The sequence below is a fragment of the Klenkia brasiliensis genome (assembly GCF_900100695.1).
GTDB lineage: Bacteria > Actinomycetota > Actinomycetes > Mycobacteriales > Geodermatophilaceae > Klenkia > Klenkia brasiliensis.
The window spans coordinates 1-14,972 of record NZ_FNCF01000003.1 but is presented as its reverse complement, the minus strand read 5'-3'; the positions used below and the strand labels follow the sequence as shown (position 1 = coordinate 14,972).

Below are 14,972 nucleotides of genomic sequence, written 5' to 3'. Positions count from 1 at the left end.
CGGGTCACAGTCGATCTGTGCGGTCGTGGGCCAGGGACGACGAGGAGTTGCGTGGACGGGGTGGGTCGCGGGGGCCAGGCGGCGCTCCAACGGTGGGATGACGGCGACGACTGGATCCGTGCGGTGCACGGTGCGCGTCAGGCGCTGCACGAACGGGTGGGCCAGCTGGTCGACCCGGCCGGTGCTGTCCGACCTGTCGTCTACGAATCCTGGCGCCGCAGCCTGCTCCAGGGTCTGGACCCGGACAAGGTGTCGCCCGGGTACTACCCCGACGTCGAGCTGGACTCCCCGCTCGCCCGGGTCGTGGCCCCCGTGGTCGAGAAGCGGGCCGCGGCGCTCGAGCAGGCGATGTGCTCCCTCGCACTGACCGACAACGACGGCCGCTTGCTGCAACGTTGGGTACCCGACCGCGTCTTCGCCGGCCGTCTGGACGCCCTGAACATCGTCCCCGCTTTCTCCGTCGCCGAGTCCCACGTCGGCACCACCAGTGCGATCGCGCTGCTGAGCGGCAAGCCCGTGCTGGTCCGCGGTCCCGAGCACTACAGCGAGGCCTACCACGCGCTCAGCTGTGCCGGGGCCCCGATCTTCCACCCGGTCACCCGGCGGATCGTGGGGAGCCTGGACCTGACCTGCCGCCTGGCCGACAGCAGTCCTGTCGTCCTGTCCTGGGTGATGGAGCTGGTCGCCGAGGTCCAGCGGTGCATGCGCACCGCGGCGACCCGGACGGAGCAGCTGCTGCTGGATGCCTACCTGGCCCACAACCGCGACGCCCGGCACCCCCTCGTCGTCCTCGACCAGCGGACCATCATCAGCAACACGGCAGCAGCCCGGTTGCTGGGCGATGTCGACCAGGCGCTCCTGTGGGAGCACGCGTCCCGAGCCGTCATGGACCGGCACCAGCCCGGGGTGGTCCAGCTAGGGAACGGTGCCCGGGTCACTCTCGACGTCCGGCCGGTCGTCGATGGTGGGCTCCCCATCGGCGCCGTGGTCGCACTGCGCCGTCAACTGGAGCCGGCTCCGCGGCGGCGCGCGCCGACCGCGGTGCCGTACCTGCCGGGACTGGTCGGCACCAGCTCTTCCTGGCGGACGGCCTGTGCCCAGGCGCAGCACGCGCGGAGCGCGGGGCGGGTGCTGGTGGTCGGGGAACCCGGCAGCGGCCGACTCGCCGTGGCCCGCGCCATTGCAGCGTCGAGCGCAGTGCAGGTCGTGCAGGTCCCCACGACGGTCGAGGTCGCAACTACCGCTGCGGTGGACCGGTGGCTGGCCACGGTGGAGACCACGGCAGCAGGATCGGGGAAGACCCTGGTGCTGCGGCATGCCGACCTCCTCCCGCCGGCAGTCGCGGAGGCCACGCGGGTGGCCCTCGGGCGCAGACGGGGCGGACAGGTGATCGCCACCTCCCGTGTGGGGCGGTTCACCGCCGACGGTGAGCACCCGCTGCTGGGCGGCTTCGACGAGGTCGTCGAGGTCCCCGCCCTGCGGAACCGGCTGGAGGACCTCCCGCTGCTGCTGACCGTGTTCACCGAGCGGTCAGGCCAGGTGGGACGCGAACTGCGGTGGATGCCCGACGCCGTGCAGGCGCTGAGCCGCCTGCCGTGGGGGGGCAACGCAGCAGCACTCGCTGCGGTGGTCGAGCGTGTGGTTACCCGGCGGCCGGATGGCGGCCCGGTGACGGCATCCGATCTACCGGCTGACCTGGTCGCCCGCACGTCGCGCAGGGCGTTGGCGAGGATGGAGCAGGCAGAGGCCGCTGCCATCACCCGGGCGTTGCAGGATGCCGGAGGCAACAAGTTTAGGGCAGCCGAGTCCCTCGGCATCGCCCGGTCGACCCTCTACCGCAAGGTGCGAGCGCTGGGGATCGACCTGTCCTCCGCCACCTGGTGACGGCCGGGACCGGTCGCTGTACCCGGTCCCGGCCCCGGTCAGCGCACCGGGTCGGCGAGCTCCCCGTCCCGGGACGGGACCCGGTAGGTCTCGGCAGTGGTCACGACGGCCCACAGGGTGAGCAGTCCGGCGAGGACGACGAACGTGGCGACCGAGTAGACAGATCCGGTCCAGGCCACCAGTGCGGTGGCGATCAGCGGGGTGAACCCACCGCCCACGACCGCCCCGAGCTGGTAGCCGAGCGAGGCGCCGGAGTAGCGGACCCCGGTGCTGAACATCTCGGTGAAGAACGCGGCCATCGGGCCGTACAGAGCCCCGAGCACCGCGCCGGCGACGATGGAAGCGGCGACGAAGGCGGCCACGTTGGTGGTGTCGACCAGCGCGAAGAACGGGAAGACCGACACGATGGTGGCGATCGCCGCCGGGACCAGCACCCGCTTGCGTCCGATGCGGTCGGACACCGCCGCCGCCAGCGGGATGACTGCCACCGTCACGGCGCTGGACACCAGGACCGCCGTCAGGACCGTCGACCGCGCCACGCCCAGCCCGGTCAGGTAGGACACGACGTAGACGATGAGGATGTAGTAGTAGACCTGGATCACCAGGATCATCCCGCCGGCCTGCAGCACCTGACGCGGGTGGGTCCGGAGCACCTCCAGGACGGGGGACCGTTCTCGGCTGATCTCGGCTTCCGGCGCCGAGGTGGTCGCAGAACGCTGCTCCAGCTCCTGGAAGTCAGGGGTGTCCTCGAGCTTGAGCTGGACGTAGAGGCCGAGCCCGATGACCAGGACGCTGAGCAGGAACGGCACCCGCCAACCCCAGCTCGCGAAGTCGTCGGCAGGCAGCACGGCGACGAGCCCCAGGAAGACCAGGTTGGACAGGATGACTGCCGCCGAGGGTCCGATCTGGGCGAAGCTGCCGTAGAACCCCCGACGGTGCGCCGGGGCGTTCTCGGTCACCAGGAGGACAGCGCCACCGTACTGACCCCCGATGGCTATGCCCTGGATGCAGCGCAGCACCACCAGCAGCACCGGCGCGGCTGCGCCGATGGTGGCGTAGGTGGGCAGCAGTCCGATCAGGGTCGTCGCGAGCCCCATCATCACCATGGCGATGACGAGCAGCTTCTTCCGCCCCATCCGGTCGCCGAAGTGGCCGAAGACCAGACCACCCACAGGCCGGAAGAGGAACCCGACGCCGAACGTGGCGAAGGAGGCCAGGGTCGCGATGACGGGGCTGACGTCAGGGAAGAAGACCTGGCCGAAGACGAGGGCCGCGGCGGTCCCGTAGATGTAGAAGTCGTACCACTCGAGGGTGCTCGCCGAGAGGGCGGCGAACGCGATCTTGCGGAGTGTGCGCTCCGATGCAGGTGGTCGTCCGGCGCTGGTGTCGGTCACGGAGGATCCCTTCGACCTCGGGGACGTGGCCCGTCCCGGCCCCCCGAGCTTGGTGCTCCCTGAGCACCAGCTGTGTCCCACGTCGCAACACCTCACGCTGCCGGCGGCCGCAGAGCCGCCGCAGCGGGGGTTACTCCTCGACGCGGAACCCCAGCTTCACCGTCACCTGGAAGTACTCGACGGCGCCGTCGACGACTTGCCCGCGGATCTCCTGGGTCTGGAACCAGTCGATGTGGTCGACGGTCCTGGCCGCGGCCGTGACGGCGGTGCGGATGGCGTCGTCGACGCTGGTGGTGCTGGTCCCGACGACCTCGGTGAGGCGGTAGACGTGGTCGCTCATGTGTCCTCCTGGGGTGGGGTGGTGCCTTCAGCCGGCGGGTTCGAAGTGGCTGATGTCGAGGATCTGACCGGTGCGGTCCTCGGCCCATACCGCACGGACCCGGCTGCCGTGCGGCAGCTGGTCGCGCACGGTGGACGGGTCACTGAAGTCCAGGCCGGTGACCACGTGCATCAGCAGCGTGTCCGCGCCGGCCAGCCGGATGCCGCCCACGGCGTAGGGCGGTTTCGGGCCGCCGGTGAACCCCTGCCAGACCACGGTGAAGACCTCCAGATCGCCCTCGGCGGGCAGCTCCGTCCACTGCTCGGTGCGCACGAAGCAGGACTCGCAGTACGCCTGGGGCGGGACGAAGGTCCGCGAGCACTCGGGGCAGGAGTTGGCGAGGATCTTCTGCTCGCGCAGGCCCTGCATGAACCGACCCCAGGTGGATCCGAGGTGGACGTCGTAGGTGAGGTCCCAGTGGACGGTCTGGGTGAGAGGACTGGACATCACTGCTCCTGGGGGGTGAGCTGGGAGAACACGGCGAGGTTCTCGAACTGGAAGAAGCTGCCGCCGGTGCCGTGGGCCAGCCCGGTGCGGGCACCGGGGACCTGGATCGCCTCCGGGGCATCGCCCATGACCTGCAGGGCGGTGTAGGCGTAGGGCGCGAGCTCGCCGGCGACGCCGGCGTTGGTGCACTTGGGCCCCCCGGAGAGGTTCGTCGGCAGGTCGCCGCCCGCGTCGGTCGCCCCGGAGCGGATGAGGTCGATGCCCTCACCGGCACCGCAGAACCCCAGCGCCTCCAGCTGCATGGGCTGCATGTGGACGTAGGGCGCGAACACCTCCACGACGTCGAACTCGGCCCGTGGGTCACGGACGTCTGCCAGGGCGTACACCCGCCGGGCCAACGCGGCCAGGTTCTCCATGACCGCGAAGTCGCCCTTGCCGCCACCCAGATAGGGGTCGGAGCTGGTGCCCATGGCCCGGATCAGCGCCGAGGGCGTGCGACGGGCTGCCGCGACGTCCTCCGAGGCCACGACCATCGCCGCGGCCGACGTGGAGACCGGGCACACCATGGGCTGCGTCAGCGGACTCGACAGCGGAGTCCCCTCGACGACGTCGGTCTCGGAGAGGGTGTAGCGGAGGTGGGCGTACGGGTTGCGCGAGGCCTTCTGGTGGTCGGCCACCACCACGGACGCCAGGTCCTCGACCGTGGTGCCGTGCCGGGCCTGGTAGGCACTGGCGGCGAAGGCACCCATGTGGAACCCGCCCATGCCCAGGGGCTGCTCGACGATCATCGGCGAGTTGGTGTTGATGGCCGACTGCAGGTCGCGGACGCCGAAGAACGTGGGCCCACCCAGGCAGAGGACCCGCTGGTGGGTGCCGGCCCGGACCATGCGGGCTGCGACCTGCATGAGGTTGCCGCCCGTCGTCCCCCCCGTGTTCAGCACGACCATGGGCAGGTGCGTGCCCAGGCCGAGCAGACGGGTGATGTGCTTGCCGCCCAGGACGGTCCCCTCGAAACCGTCGATGTTGCCGACGACCACACCGTCGAGCTCGGCCGGTGAGACCCCGGCGTGCTCGATGGCTGCCCACGCCGCCTCCTGGCAGAGCTCGAGGTGCGACCTCGTCTGCTTGCGGGGTGAGGTGGCGTCGGTGATCCCGACGCCGACGACCGCTGCGCGCTGCGCCATCAGATGCCCTCCACCACGACGACGGTCGATTCCTCGGAGACGGTCCCGGTGATCGTGTCCACCGAGTGGACGACTGCGCGGCCCCGCGGCTGGTGCTGCTCGAGCCACTCGACGGCCTCCAGCAGACGGATGATCCCGTTGGCGAGCCCGGCATGGGCGCTGGCGAGCCCTCCGCTGGGGGACACCCGCTCGGGGGCGAGCCCCTGCAGCTGCAACGCGGCCAGGTACGGCCCGTGCAGGGCCGGGGTCGGTGCGCTGAGCTCGACGACGGCCACCTCGGCACCCGGGTCGACCAGCTCGGCATTCTGGTAGGCGTCGGCGGCGGCCCGGGCGGTGGTCGCACCGGGGCGGGTCAGCCAGTCGCCGGTCCACGTGTGGTCACCCGTGGCCTGGCCGATGCCGGTGAGCACGGCGGAGCGGCCCAGCAGGCGGGCGGCGCGGGCCGGGGACGCGAGCACCACGGCCGCGGCGCCCGTGACCGGGGCCGGGAGCATGAGGTCCAGCAACGGCGAGACCACCGGCGCGGAGGCCAGCACGTCGGCCGCGGTGACTGGGCCGCTCCGGCCTGGACGGCGGCCGGTCGCGCCGCGTGTGATGGCTGCTGCGGACAGCTCGGCCCAGTCGTCCAGCGAGACCTCGCCGGAGTGCAGAGCGTGGGCGGCCTGCATGCCGTAGACGGTCTGGGCGGTCATGCCGACCGGCCGGTCGAACGCGGGCTCGAAGGCGAGGTTGGACAGCTGCTCGAGGAAGCGACGCCGACCGGCGTCATCCTCGGCGTGGTGCTCGGGGTTGTGCACACCGACGGCGATCGCGATCTCGACGTCGCCGGCGGCAACTGCTTGGGCCGCCGCGGCGACGGCTGAACCAGAATCGGCCTCCAGGCGGTAGGAGTCGCTGAGGTAGCCCGCGGCTGCTGCGGTGGTCAGGCCGCTGGAGATGCTGCGGCCGTCGGGTACGTCCATCGAGGCCAACACCGACAGCCCGACGTCGGACTTGCGCAGCGCGCACTCGGAGAGCGCTGCGGACACCGCGTCGAAGACCAGCTCGTCCAGCACTGCGTCCTGCTCGGCGAGCAGGGGCGTGCAGGAGAGACCGACCACGTGCACGGGTCCGGGGCGGACGCGGTTGGTCACGGGACTCCCTGGGTCGTGGGGACGGGACGCCACGGACGCTAGGGGGGCGTGACGGTGGCGAGGTGACGCAGAACGCGACACCCTGCGTCCGGACCCCCCAGTCACCATGGCCCGGTGACCGCGCCAGCACCTCCTCAGACCCCGGCCGAGGCCCGCCGCCTGGTCACCGCCTTCCTCGCCGACCACGACCCCCGCGGCGGCGACGACCTCGAGTTCCTGCGGGCCCGTTTCGACGCCGGCCTGGCCCGCGTCTCGTGGCCGCACGGACTGGGCGGCCTCGGCGCGTCCTCGGCCCTCGACGGACCCGTGGACGACGCGTTCGCCGCTGCCGGCGCGCCGGACAACCGACCGCACTCCAACATCATCGGCTTGGGGATGGCAGCACCGACCCTGCTGGCCTTCGGCACGCCGGACCAGCAGCATCGCTGGCTGCGCCCTCTGTGGACGCACGAGGACGTCTGGTGCCAGTTGTTCAGCGAACCCGGCGCCGGGTCCGACCTCGCCGCCGTCGCGACCTCCGCTGTGCGGGACGGCGACGACTGGGTGGTCAACGGCCAGAAGGTGTGGACGTCGCTGGCCCACGAATCCCGGTGGGCGCTGCTCGTAGCGCGCACCGACCCCAAGGCACCCAAGCACCGGGGGCTGACCTACTTCGTGTGCGACATGGATGCACCTGGGGTCGACGTGCGCCCCCTCCGCCAGATCACCGGCGAGACCGAGTTCAACGAGGTGTTCCTCGACGACGTGCGGGTGCCCGATGACCAGCGCATCGGCGAGGTCGGCGCGGGCTGGCGAGTCACCCAGGGCACCTTGATGAACGAGCGGGTGGCGATCGGCGGGGCCACGCCACCACGGGAGGGCGGCCCCATCGGGACCCTGGCCCAGCACTGGCGCGAGCACCCCGAGGACCGCACCGCCGGGCTGCACGACGAGGTGCTGCGGCTGTGGGTCGACGCCGAGGCCCTTCGGCTGACCTCGGCCCGGCTCACCCAGCAGCTGCTCGCTGGGCAACCGGGTCCGGAGGGCTCGGGCGCCAAGCTGGCCTACGCGTCGTTGGCCCAGCGGACGTCGGCCGCCGAGCTCGGCGTGCTCGGGGGAGAGGCATTGCGCTACGACGACTGGACCGCACGACGTCCGGTGGTCGGGGACCTCGCCGAGCGGACACCGGGGTTCCGGTTCCTCCGGGCCAAGGCCAACTCCATCGAGGGCGGTACGTCCGAGGTCCTCAGGAACATCATCGCCGAGCGGGTCCTGGGCCTGCCGGGCGAGCCACGCGCCGACCGCGACACCCCCTGGGAGGACCTGCCGCGATGAGCCTGACCGCCGAGACCCCGACCACGACCAGCCAGGACCACGTCGAGGGCACGTCGCTGCCCGACCTGCTCTACAGCGACGTCGAGGAAGACCTGCGCAGCAGCGTGCGAGCTCTCGTCACCGCACGCAGCCCGTGGTCCGACGTGCTCGCCCGCACCGAGGCCGAGGAACGCGTCGACGTCGATCTGTGGGCGCGACTGGGCCGCGACCTCGGGGTCCTCGGCCTGCCCGTCGCGGAGGACCGGGGCGGGGCCGGTGCATCCTGGCGCGAAGTCGCCGTCGTCGCCGAGGAACTGGGTCGGGCGGTCGCCGCGGTGCCGTTCCTCGGCAGCGCCGTGATGGCGACAGCGGTGCTCGACCGGATCGGCGCGACCGACCTGCTGGAGGGACTGGCCGAGGGCGCCGTCACGGCTGCCCTGCTGATCCCCTTCGGGCAGCTCGCCGGCAACACCTGGCGCTCGACCTGCACGCGGGACGGTGACACGGTCAGCGGCACCGTGCGATCGGTGGCCGATGCCCGGGTCGCCGACGTGCTGCTCGTCCCCACCCAGGACGGCGCCCTCGTGCAGGTGGCGGTCGACCAGGAGCAGGTGACCCGGACACCGGTCGTGTCCCTGGACGAGACCAGACCTCTGGTGGACATCGTCCTGGACCGGGCAGCGGCCGAGCTGGTCGCTGCGGATGCTTCCTCCGCCGTCGAGCACGCCACCGTGGTCGGCGCAGCGGTGCTGGCGTCGGAGCAACTCGGGGTCGCGGAGTGGTGCCTGCAGGCGACAGTGGGCTACCTGCAGGACCGCCGGCAGTTCGGTCGGACGTTGGCCAGCTACCAAGCCCTGCGCCACCGGTGCGCCGACCTGTGGGTGCAGGTGACCCAGGCGCGCGCCGTCGCCCGGTACGCCGCGGCCTGCGCGGCCGAGGACTCACCCGATCTGCCGGTGGCCGCGTCGCTGGCCCAGGCACTCTGCTCCGACGTGGCTGTGCATGCGGCCGAGGAGTGCCTCCAGCTGCACGGGGGGATCGGCTTCACCTGGGAGAACCCCGTGCACCTCTACCTGAAGCGGGCCACCAGCAGCGCCCTGGCGTTGGGCAGCCCGCACGCCCACCGCAGCAAGCTGGGCCGGCTCGTCAACCTGCCCGCGCCCCTTCCCGAGGAGCTCCCTTGACCACCACCGCCCCGGCCACCGCGTCCACCGAGCCCATGCCCGCCCCGGCCGGCGAGGCCCCGGGCATCCCGCTGCTGCCCTCGGACGAGGAGCAGATGATCCGGGAATCCGTTGCCGGGATCGTCTCCCGCTACGGGCACGAGTACTTTCAGCAGTGCTCGGAGTCCGGCGAGCCGATGACGAAGCTCTGGCAGGACCTCTCGCGCGCAGGTTTCCTCGGGCTCACCGTCCCGGAGGAGTACGGCGGCAGCGGAGCCGGGTTGACCCAGCTGGCCGTGGTCCTGGAGGAGCTCTCCGCCGGCGGCTGCCCGGAACTGGCCATGGTGCTCAGCCAGGGCATGGGGGCGCCCATCATCGCCCGCCACGCCACGGCGGAGCAGAAGCAGCGGTTCTTGCCCGGCATCGCCGACGGCACGGAGAAGTTCGTCTTCGCGCTCACCGAACCCGACGCCGGGTCGAACAGCCACAACGTGTCCACGACCGCCCGGCTCGACGGCGACGAGTGGGTCGTGCGGGGAACCAAGTACTACATCTCGGGCGTGGACCACTGCGACCACTTCCTGCTCGTCGCCAAGACCGGTACCGACGAGGTCTCCGGCCGCGGCAGGCTGACCCTCTTCGTGGTCGACCGGGACACCCCCGGGCTGACCCGGCAGCTGCTCAAGACGGCCCTGCGTGCCCCCGAACGTCAATTCACCCTGTTCTTCGACGACGTCCGGCTGCCTGCCGACAGCGTCATCGGCGAGGTGGGCGGCGGGCTGGCCGCGGTCTTCGACGGCCTCAACCCCGAGCGCGTGCTCAGCGCCGTCATCTGCACCGGCGTGGCGCGCTACGCCCTGGACAAGGCGGTCCGGTACACGAAGGAACGCAAGGTGTGGGGCGTGCCCATCGCACAGCACCAAGCGGTGCAGCACCCGTTGGCCGCCGCGCACATCGAGGTCGAGGCTGCCCGCACCATGACGTTCCGCGCCGCAGCTCTCTTCGACGCCGGCCTGCCGGCAGGTGAGACGTCCAACATGAGCAAGTACCTGTCGGCCAAAGCCGGCATGCACGCGCTGGACACCGCCATCCAGGTCCACGGCGGCAACGGGCTGGCCGACGAGTACGGACTGGCCGACCTGTGGTCGATCGTGCGACTTCAGCAGATCGCCCCCGTCAGCAACGAGATGGTGCTCAACCACGTCGCCCAGCACAGCCTGGGCCTGCCCAGGTCCTACTGATGCAGGACCTCCACGGCCTCACCGCCGTCATCACCGGCGGCAGCAGCGGCCTGGGTCTCGGGATGGCGCACGGCCTGGCCCGCGCCGGGGCCAAGGTAGCCATCTGGGCGCGGGACCCGGACCGCAACGCCGCGGCCGTCGCCGAGCTCAGGTCCGCAGGCGCGGAAGCTGTCTCCGTGGCCTGCGACTCCGGGGACGCCGCGGACGTCGTCCGGGCCACCCAGGAGACCGTTGACCGGTTCGGTGCTGTCGACTGCCTGGTGGCCAACGCCGGCATCGCGTCGGCGGCCCCCTTCCTGGAGATGGACCTCGCGACCTGGCACCGCGTACTGCGTACCAACCTCGACGGCACCTTCCTCACCTGCCAGGCCGTCGCCCGGCACATGGTGGAGCGGGGCGCTGGTGGGGCCATCGTCGTGGTGTCCTCCACGATCGCCCGGTACGGCGGAGCCGGTCAGGCTGCCTACGCAACGTCCAAGACCGGCCTCGTCGGACTGGGCCGCACCCTGGCCGTGGAGCTGGCGCGGCACCGCATCCGGTGCAACATCCTGATCCCGGGCTGGACCGAGACCGCCATGAACACCTCGTTGCGGGAGGACCAGCGCTTCGTGTCGGCCGTGACCGCCCGGACACCGGTGCGCCGCTGGGCCACCCCGGAGGAGTTCCACGACGTGGCAGCGTTCCTCGCCGATCCGCGGCTCACCTTCCACACCGGCAACGAGGTCGTGGTCGACGGCGGCTACACCGTCTTCTGAGAGGACCGACGTGACATCCACACTGGAACGCCTACGCGGCCGTCAGCTCCCTGGCGGAAGACTCCGGATCGAGCGATACCAGAGCGCCATCCTCGACCGGGCCCTGCACGCACCGGAACCTCCACCGGGGGAGGAGCACCTGGCCTCGCCGGTATGGCTGGTCGTCGCCTCCCTGCGCGGCATGGGCATCGCCGTCGACGAGCTGTGCGAGCTCGCCGAGCAGAAGGCCGGGGACACCCTGCTGTTCGGCGGGGTCAGCATCGCCCAGACCGGTGACCTGCCGGTGGACACGGACTACCGCACCACCGCCGCCATCACCGACGTCGGGACGCGGACCATGCGCGACGGCAGCACGCTGGACAGCGTCGTCGTCCTGGTCTCGATCCTGGGCCCCGACGACTCCGAGCGGGGTTCGGTCACGAGCACCTACCTCTTCAAGAGGGGCACGGCATGAGCGGGGCGCTGACCGGTGATGTCGCCGTCGGGACCGAGCTGCCCGGCCGAACGGTGCACGGGGTGGCCGTGGACCACATCGCTGTCATGGCCCTGGTCCTGCAGGACTCCAACCCCATCCACTGGGACCTCGACGCCGTCCGGTCGGCCGGTCTCGGTGACCGGGAGATCAACCAGGGCGGGTCGACGCTGGCCTACATCCAGGCTGACCTGGTGGACTGGGCCGGTTCGAGGTCCGCTGTCCGTTCACTCACCGCTCGCTTCAGCGCCAACGTCTTCGCCGGCGACGACGTGCTCGTCGGGGGGACGGTCACCGCCGTGACCGCAACGGACGGTGGTGTGCTGGCCTCCTGCGAGGTGTGGGCGGACCGGACCGACGGCGTGCGGGCCATCACCGGAACCGCGGAGGTGTTCCTCCGTGGCTGACGCCGGTCGGATCCGCGTCGAACGGGATGGTCCGGTGGCCATCCTGACCCTGGACCGTCCTGAACGGCTGAACACCCTGACGCAGAGCATGGTGGAGGAGTTCGCCGCTGCGTCGGCCGAAGCCCACCGGGATCCCGACGTGCGGGCCATCGTGCTCACCGGGGCAGGCGACCGGGCATTCAGCGCCGGCGGCGACCTCCGCGACCTGCTCCCGCCTGCCATCCAGGCTCGGGCCGACCTGCTGAACCCCGATCCGACACGGCGGTTCCTGTCCGGGGTCTTCACGCCCGTGGTGGCAGCCGTGCGTGGCTTCTGCATGGGTGCCGGCTTCGAGCTCCTGCTGGGCTGCGACTTGCGCATCGTCTCCGACGACGCCGTGTTCGGTCTGCCCGAGCCACGCTGGGGGCTGATCCCCGGCGACGGTACGCACCTGCGGCTGCCTCAGCAGGTCCCGTGGGCCGTGGCGATGGAGCTGCTGCTGACCGGGGCGAGCATCGACGCGACGCGCGCCCTGGCGGTCGGCCTGGTCAACCAGGTGGTCCCCGCAGACCAGGTCATGGACCGCGCGTTGGAGGTGGCCCGCCGCCTCGCCGCCAACGGCCCGCTGGCCGTCCAGACGTCGAAGGAGATCGTGCTGCGTGGCCAGAACCTCGAACCCGGGTTCGCCCTGGAGCACGCGTTGAACTCACGGGTGTTGGGGTCAGCCGATGCCCGGGAAGGGGTTCGCGCGTTCCTGGCCAAGGACACCCCGGAGTTCACCGGTACCTGACACAGCCGGCCCACCGGGGCGGAAGACCTGTCCTGCAACGCGACATCCGGACCGTCCAGAGGGCCCCTACGTTGACCGTGCCGAGGAGGTGGACGTGAACATCATCAACCAGTTGGTCCGCATTGGACGTCGTCGACCGGACGCGGTAGCGCTGCACTGCGCGGGTGCGCAGGTCACGTTCGGAGATCTCCTGGACAGGGCCGGTCGGTTCGCGGCTGCACTCCTCGCCCGAGGCCTGCGCCCCGGCGATCGGGTGGCCTTCTACCTGCCCAACTGCATCGAGTGGCTGCCGTCGTGGGCAGGAGTGCTGCAGGCCGGCGGTGTGGTCGTCCCCGTCAACTACCTGTTCAACCCCACCGCGGTCCGCCACGTCGCCGAGGACTCGGGCGCGACCTGGTTCCTGGTCGCACCGGCGGACGTCGCGCGGACACGCGACCTGCTCGATGGGCTGCCGGCTGCCGAACGGATCATCAGCCTGGAACCAGCGGCCGGCGCATGCTGGGCGCTCAGCGAGCTGACCGACGTCCCCGAGCGTGCGGTGACGCCCCGGCTCGACGATGCCGAGGCAATGATCATGTACACCAGTGGCTCCACCGGGGTCCCGAAAGGTGTGCGTCAGACCCATCGCAACACCTCGGCGCAGTGCGAGGCAGTCCAGCAGGTCTGGTCGCTCGACGGCGACGACCACGCCTTGGTGTGCACGCCGCTGTTCCACGTCGGAGGCCTGCAGCTGATCTCGTTGCCGACCCTGCTGGCCGGGGGAACGGTGAGCCTCATGACCCGCTGGGACAAGCGGCAGTGGGTCGAGCTCGCGCTTCAGCGACGACCCACCGTCGCAGCGCTGGTGCCGACGATGATGGTCGACGTCGCCAACGACCGCCGCGACGACCCGGTCGTCCTGCCGTCGTTCCGGGTCGTGGCGGTCGGGGGGTCAGCCCTGCCCGAGGGGCCGCTGCGCCGTTTCGCCGAGGCCACCGGCATCAGCTGTGTCCGGAACATCTACGGCCAGACGGAGCAGAACGGCCTGTCGGCGACCGAACCCCTGGACGAGCCGCAACGCGACCGGTCGCTGGGGCGGCCGCTGGAGCAGGTCGTCGCGTGGCAGGTCGTGCCCGTGGGAGAGCGTGAGGCAGCCCCCCTGGGCTCCGGGGTGGTGGGTGAGCTGTGGGTCCGTGGGGACGCGGTCACCCCCGGCTACTGGCAGAACGACGCGGCCACGACGGACAGGTTCACCGACGGGTGGTTCAGGACCGCCGACATGGTCACCGCCGACGCCGACGGGTTCCTGTACTACGTGGAACGGACCGACGACCTCATCATCAGCGGTGGCGAGAACGTGTTCCCGCAGATGGTGGAGAACCATCTGGCCTCCTCTCCGCTGATCGCCGAGGTCGCGGTGATCGGCACCCCCCACGAGCGGTACATGCAGCAGGTCACCGCGATCGTCGTCCCGGTCGACCCGACGACCACGGCTGAGGACCTCTCCGCCTGGTGCCGGTCCCACCCGGACCTCCAGGGCCTTCAACGGCCGCGTCGCATCGAGGTCGTCGACGAGCTCCCCCGGATGGCGAACTCCAAGATCGACCGCATGGCGCTCAAGCGGCGTTTCGCTCAGGCCTGATCCGACGACGTCCCGCCCCCGGGTCGGACCTGGTCCGGTCCGTCCTCCCGCATGCCCTGGAACGAGGAGTTCTTCGTGGATTTCGCACTCTCACCGGCCGCCGAGGACGTCACCGGCCGGATGTGGGACTTCATGCGGGAGCGGGTGTTCCCGGCCGAGGCGACCTACCACGCCTGGCGCCGCGAGCGCGGCCACGACGACCACGGCCTGCCGCCGGTCATCGAGGAGCTCAAGGCCGAGGCGCGCTCCCGCGGGCTGTGGAACCTGTTCCACCACGAGCTCGCCGGGCTGTCCAACCTGGAGTACGCCTCGGTCGCCGAGATCACCGGCTGGTCGCCGGTCATCGCCCCCGAGGTCATCAACTGCGGGGCCCCGGACACCGGGAACATGGAGACCCTGATGCTGTTCGGCACGCCCGAGCAGAAGCAGCAGTGGCTCGAGCCGCTGCTGGCCGGGGAGATCCGCTCCGGGTTCGCGATGACCGAGCCCGACGTCGCGTCCTCCGACGCCCGCAACATCTCCACCTCGATCGTGCGCGACGGCGACGACTACGTCATCAACGGCCGCAAGTGGTGGATCACCGGCTCGGCCGACGAGCGCTGCCAGGTCTTCATCGTCATGGGCAAGACCGACCCCGACGGCCCGCCGCACCGGCAGCAGTCGATGATCCTGGTCCCCCGCGACACCCCCGGCCTGGAGATCGTCCGGCACCTGCCGGTCTTCGGCTACCAGGACCAGCACGGGCACTCCGAGCTGCGGTTCACCGACGTCCGGGTGCCGGCGCGCAACATGCTGGCCGGCGAGGGCGACGGGTTCATGATCGCCCAGGC

At 71.2% G+C, this 14,972-nt stretch carries 15 protein-coding genes; 10 read left to right on the top strand and 5 right to left on the bottom strand.

Annotated elements, in window-relative coordinates:
• Nucleotides 1-51 precede the first annotated feature (51 nt).
• A complete protein-coding gene (locus BLT39_RS08730) occupies nt 52-1,884 on the top strand; it encodes a sigma-54-dependent Fis family transcriptional regulator (RefSeq protein ID WP_109502125.1) in 1,833 nt (610 codons plus the stop codon).
• Between the two features lie 38 nt (nt 1,885-1,922).
• On the opposite strand, the gene BLT39_RS08725 is transcribed toward BLT39_RS08730, so the two are convergent.
• The 5 genes from BLT39_RS08725 to BLT39_RS08705 form a co-directional block, all read right to left on the bottom strand.
• A complete protein-coding gene (locus tag BLT39_RS08725; RefSeq protein WP_091061915.1) occupies nt 1,923-3,278 on the bottom strand; it encodes an MFS transporter in 1,356 nt (451 codons plus the stop codon).
• A gap of 130 nt (nt 3,279-3,408) precedes the next feature.
• Entirely contained in the window at nt 3,409-3,618 is a 210-nt protein-coding gene (locus BLT39_RS08720) for a dodecin (protein WP_091061913.1), read from the bottom strand.
• A 27-nt stretch (nt 3,619-3,645) separates the two neighbouring features.
• Nucleotides 3,646-4,104 (bottom strand): Zn-ribbon domain-containing OB-fold protein, encoded by a 459-nt coding sequence (locus BLT39_RS08715; protein WP_091061911.1) that lies wholly within the window; start codon nt 4,102-4,104, stop codon nt 3,646-3,648.
• The gene (locus BLT39_RS08710) at nt 4,104-5,288 is read right to left on the bottom strand and encodes a thiolase family protein (RefSeq protein ID WP_091061909.1); all 1,185 of its coding nucleotides are present in this window, start codon (nt 5,286-5,288) and stop codon (nt 4,104-4,106) included. The genes BLT39_RS08715 and BLT39_RS08710 overlap by 1 nt, the downstream gene beginning before the upstream one ends.
• On the bottom strand, nt 5,288-6,421 hold the full coding sequence (locus tag BLT39_RS08705) for a beta-ketoacyl-[acyl-carrier-protein] synthase family protein (RefSeq protein WP_091061907.1): 1,134 nt from the start codon (nt 6,419-6,421) through the stop codon (nt 5,288-5,290). Before BLT39_RS08705 ends, BLT39_RS08710 begins: the two co-directional genes overlap by 1 nt.
• Before the next feature lie 114 nt (nt 6,422-6,535).
• Here BLT39_RS08705 and BLT39_RS08700 point away from each other — a divergent pair, with 114 nt between their 5' ends.
• The 9 genes from BLT39_RS08700 to BLT39_RS08660 all read left to right on the top strand — a co-directional run.
• Nucleotides 6,536-7,735 (top strand): acyl-CoA dehydrogenase family protein, encoded by a 1,200-nt coding sequence (locus BLT39_RS08700; protein WP_091061905.1) that lies wholly within the window; start codon nt 6,536-6,538, stop codon nt 7,733-7,735.
• Entirely contained in the window at nt 7,732-8,898 is a 1,167-nt protein-coding gene (locus tag BLT39_RS08695; RefSeq protein WP_207507781.1) for an acyl-CoA dehydrogenase family protein, read from the top strand. The genes BLT39_RS08700 and BLT39_RS08695 overlap by 4 nt, the downstream gene beginning before the upstream one ends.
• Nucleotides 8,895-10,118 (top strand): acyl-CoA dehydrogenase family protein, encoded by a 1,224-nt coding sequence (locus BLT39_RS08690; protein WP_242658265.1) that lies wholly within the window; start codon nt 8,895-8,897, stop codon nt 10,116-10,118. The genes BLT39_RS08695 and BLT39_RS08690 overlap by 4 nt, the downstream gene beginning before the upstream one ends.
• Complete coding sequence (locus BLT39_RS08685; RefSeq protein WP_207507779.1) at nt 10,118-10,873, top strand: SDR family NAD(P)-dependent oxidoreductase; 756 nt, start codon at nt 10,118-10,120, stop codon at nt 10,871-10,873. Before BLT39_RS08690 ends, BLT39_RS08685 begins: the two co-directional genes overlap by 1 nt.
• A gap of 181 nt (nt 10,874-11,054) precedes the next feature.
• Nucleotides 11,055-11,327, top strand: coding sequence for a hypothetical protein (locus BLT39_RS22715; protein WP_207507777.1), 273 nt, complete (start codon nt 11,055-11,057; stop codon nt 11,325-11,327).
• Nucleotides 11,324-11,752 (top strand): MaoC family dehydratase, encoded by a 429-nt coding sequence (locus BLT39_RS08675; RefSeq protein ID WP_091061900.1) that lies wholly within the window; start codon nt 11,324-11,326, stop codon nt 11,750-11,752. Before BLT39_RS22715 ends, BLT39_RS08675 begins: the two co-directional genes overlap by 4 nt.
• 34 nt (nt 11,753-11,786) lie before the next feature.
• Nucleotides 11,787-12,521, top strand: coding sequence for an enoyl-CoA hydratase/isomerase family protein (locus tag BLT39_RS08670; RefSeq protein ID WP_207507775.1), 735 nt, complete (start codon nt 11,787-11,789; stop codon nt 12,519-12,521).
• A gap of 94 nt (nt 12,522-12,615) precedes the next feature.
• The gene (locus BLT39_RS08665) at nt 12,616-14,142 is read left to right on the top strand and encodes a class I adenylate-forming enzyme family protein (RefSeq protein ID WP_091061896.1); all 1,527 of its coding nucleotides are present in this window, start codon (nt 12,616-12,618) and stop codon (nt 14,140-14,142) included.
• Between the two features lie 75 nt (nt 14,143-14,217).
• Nucleotides 14,218-14,972, top strand: a 755-nt coding sequence (locus tag BLT39_RS08660) for an acyl-CoA dehydrogenase family protein (protein WP_207507773.1), incomplete at its 3' end; no start/stop codon positions are given.

Coding starts and splice junctions, on each gene's coding strand:
- BLT39_RS08715 (WP_091061911.1), bottom strand. CDS start 4,104: ATGTCCAGTCCTCTCACCCAGACCGTCCACTGGGACCTCACCTACGAC.
- BLT39_RS08675 (WP_091061900.1), top strand. CDS start 11,324: ATGAGCGGGGCGCTGACCGGTGATGTCGCCGTCGGGACCGAGCTGCCC.
- BLT39_RS08695 (WP_207507781.1), top strand. CDS start 7,732: ATGAGCCTGACCGCCGAGACCCCGACCACGACCAGCCAGGACCACGTC.
- BLT39_RS08710 (WP_091061909.1), bottom strand. CDS start 5,288: ATGGCGCAGCGCGCAGCGGTCGTCGGCGTCGGGATCACCGACGCCACC.
- BLT39_RS08720 (WP_091061913.1), bottom strand. CDS start 3,618: ATGAGCGACCACGTCTACCGCCTCACCGAGGTCGTCGGGACCAGCACC.
- BLT39_RS22715 (WP_207507777.1), top strand. CDS start 11,055: ATGGGCATCGCCGTCGACGAGCTGTGCGAGCTCGCCGAGCAGAAGGCC.
- BLT39_RS08685 (WP_207507779.1), top strand. CDS start 10,118: ATGCAGGACCTCCACGGCCTCACCGCCGTCATCACCGGCGGCAGCAGC.